This window comes from Aliterella sp. E5.1 (genome assembly GCF_057473825.1).
On record NZ_JBYCCV010000243.1, the window covers coordinates 1 to 2,512 of the forward strand.

Below are 2,512 nucleotides of genomic sequence, written 5' to 3' on the forward strand. Positions count from 1 at the left end.
AACAATATTGTTTGTTAGTAAACAAGACAATTCAATAAGGAGTAACAAAATGAGTAAGAAAAACGCCATTCAATTTCTCGCTGATGCAGCCCAAAATAGAACTTTAAGAGAAACTCTAGAGACAGCGGCATTTTCAGGAGCAAGCTATACCTACAGGTGATGACTAGGCTACCTGCTAAACTTAATCCGCACCGACAAATACTGATTTAGGTGCAGTTTGAATGGAATCCAGACAAAGCAAATTTAAACTTGAAAAAGCATGGTGTTTCATTTAACGAGGCATCTACTATCTTTAACGATCCTTTATCTGTAACTTTTCCCGATCCTTCCCATGGTGAAGAGCGTTACGTTATAATTGGTTTGTCTAGTGCTAGTCGTATCCTAGTAGTCTCTCACACAGATCGAGCAGATCGGGTTCGGATTATCAGCGCAAGAGAGGCAACCCGAAATGAGCGGAGATTTTATGAAGATGGAGAATAATCAGGAACTAGAAGACGAATTACTTCCTGAGTATGACTTTAGCAACATGACTGGTGGTATTAGAGGCAAATATATCGAGCGCGACAAAACAGGGACGAACATAGTATTGCTCGATCCTGACGTTGCCCAAGCATTTCCAACAAGTGACTCGGTTAATGAAGCCCTTAGACTGCTCATACAAATTGCTCAAAGGCAGAAAGCCTAATCTACGCTAGAGATGTTACAAGACTTCGCATTTTTACTGGGCTTGCCCAACAATTACAAGATAAATGCGATCGGATTTATCCTATTTAAACAATGCGTGTAATATCGTTGGACATCCACTTTTACAAGATATACCACGGCAGAAAAAGTATTCCTATCTCAGTCCGTAGACTCTGAAATGGATGAGGCATCAATAAAATGCCAGAAAATCATTCAAGATTTTTTGGCGTGAATTGTCGTGGGAAATGCGAAGAATTGTTCCTGGGCATGATATGAATGCAGTGAAACGAGGTTTTCTCACGAATAAGAGTAATAAAAGCACTCCATCGGTTGAATCTATGTGGGTTGGAGACATTTCATTTGATGGTCAACTACTTACTGGACATTTGCTCAATCAGCCAAATGAAATAGAAAATTTAAAGCAGGGCGACATTGTGCAATTTCACTATGGAGAAATATCGGATTGGATGTATTCAATGAGTGGAAAGGTGTATGGCGCTTTTACAGTAAATGTTCTTAGAAGCCGAATGACAAAAAAAGAATTACAAAGAACATGATAATGCTTGGGGGAGGGATTTTGGAGATCCCAAAAATGTACATATTGAGCCAATGCTTTCATTTGCTGAGTTTTTACTCACCCCATCGATTGAAGTGCCTGAACACCAAATGAGTGAGAATATGGCAAATAAGTCCGAAGATGGAATCAAGGGAATAGGCAGCGAATTAATGACCCTTCCACTTTTGGTATGACTATGCTTCAATTTGAATCCTTAGCAGGAAATCTTACTCAGGTAAAATTACTGCTAAAGTATGGCGCAGATAAGAAAATTAAAAATGCTAATGGTCAAACCGCACAAGATTTAGCCGAAATGTTTAATTGGGCAAAGATATTAGCTGTTTTAAATGATGCCATAACATAATTGCCCAACGAGTCGATTGCCAGAGCAGCCATTAATGCTGAATGCGATCGCACCTTAATCAACTAAGCAATTAACTTAAGTTTCAGATTCCTATTGATTCATCAATCGCTTTACCTGAATTTGTACGTCAGGAAAGGCTTGAGGCGACACAACCCCAGTTGTCAAGGTTTCTTCTGTAATGTAACGCCCGTTTGCCAAGTCTCGAAAAACTGAAACTTCCCGACCAGTAAGATTTACTACCCAATATTCAGCGATACCTGCTTCACTATAGGTTGCTTTTTTCTCATTTAGGTCTTTGCTAAGAGTAGCAAGGGAAAACTCAATTAGCCAGAAAATATCTTCGGGATAGGGATGATGTTCTAAATAGACTGTTCCTAGTGGTTTGACGATCGCCCTGGGATGGGTTCGGAATTATTGGGGAGAGAATGGGGTGCGCTTCGCGGATTTTAACCCTTGAGCCTAGTAATGTCCGCCAATAATCCCCAACTTCGCACTTTGTAGTAGGCGTGGACTTCACCCTCTGGGGGCATAGCTATAATATCTCCACGCAATAGTTCGACGGGTTGGTCGTCAAATAGCCCCGCACTGATCGCCTGATGGTAGCGTTCAATTGTCCATTTGTAGATGGTAACACTCATAGCAATCTAGCTTTAGAACGCTTAGATGTCTCTAGTATGGCTTGTGCGAGCGCCTTTTTTTCCTTGTTTCAATAATTCTTGACTGTTTTAAGCCAAATATTGGTGATTTTTTGCTCCAGAGCGCGGTGTCTGTTACTCTAAATTATGGAATAAGCACTTATACTTACACCAACTATTTAAAACAGCATACTTTTACAAAAAAAAGTTCCGAAGACCTGTGTGATAGAGAAAAGTGTAGAATTAGTTTGCAGCGGGAAGATTAATATAAAA

Annotated in this window: 4 protein-coding genes and 2 pseudogenes; 5 read left to right on the forward strand and 1 reads right to left on the reverse strand. The window is 40.0% G+C overall.

Features of this window, described 5'->3' with window-relative positions; all coding sequences use genetic code 11:
• The first annotated feature begins 49 nt into the window (after positions 1-49).
• From AC2VE5_RS25755 to AC2VE5_RS25775, 5 genes and pseudogenes are all read left to right on the forward strand, one after another.
• Positions 50-160 (forward strand): Nif11 family protein, encoded by a 111-nt coding sequence (locus tag AC2VE5_RS25755; protein ID WP_486890423.1) that lies wholly within the window; start codon positions 50-52, stop codon positions 158-160.
• Positions 161-210: 50 nt separating this feature from the next.
• Positions 211-480 carry a BrnT family toxin gene (locus tag AC2VE5_RS25760; protein WP_486890421.1) on the forward strand — a complete coding sequence of 90 codons (270 nt, stop codon included), beginning with the start codon at positions 211-213 and terminating at the stop codon, positions 478-480.
• Positions 464-685: a hypothetical protein gene (locus tag AC2VE5_RS25765; protein WP_486890422.1), complete on the forward strand. Its 222-nt coding sequence runs from the start codon at positions 464-466 to the stop codon at positions 683-685. The genes AC2VE5_RS25760 and AC2VE5_RS25765 overlap by 17 nt, the downstream gene beginning before the upstream one ends.
• 208 nt (positions 686-893) lie before the next feature.
• Positions 894-1,241 (forward strand): annotated as a pseudogene (locus tag AC2VE5_RS25770) (DUF2314 domain-containing protein); the annotation flags it as partial.
• A gap of 165 nt (positions 1,242-1,406) precedes the next feature.
• Positions 1,407-1,604: an ankyrin repeat domain-containing protein gene (locus AC2VE5_RS25775; protein WP_486890424.1), complete on the forward strand. Its 198-nt coding sequence runs from the start codon at positions 1,407-1,409 to the stop codon at positions 1,602-1,604.
• Positions 1,605-1,694: 90 nt separating this feature from the next.
• Here AC2VE5_RS25775 and AC2VE5_RS25780 read toward each other — a convergent pair.
• Positions 1,695-2,242: pseudogene (locus AC2VE5_RS25780) on the reverse strand (Uma2 family endonuclease).
• Positions 2,243-2,512 lie beyond the last annotated feature (270 nt).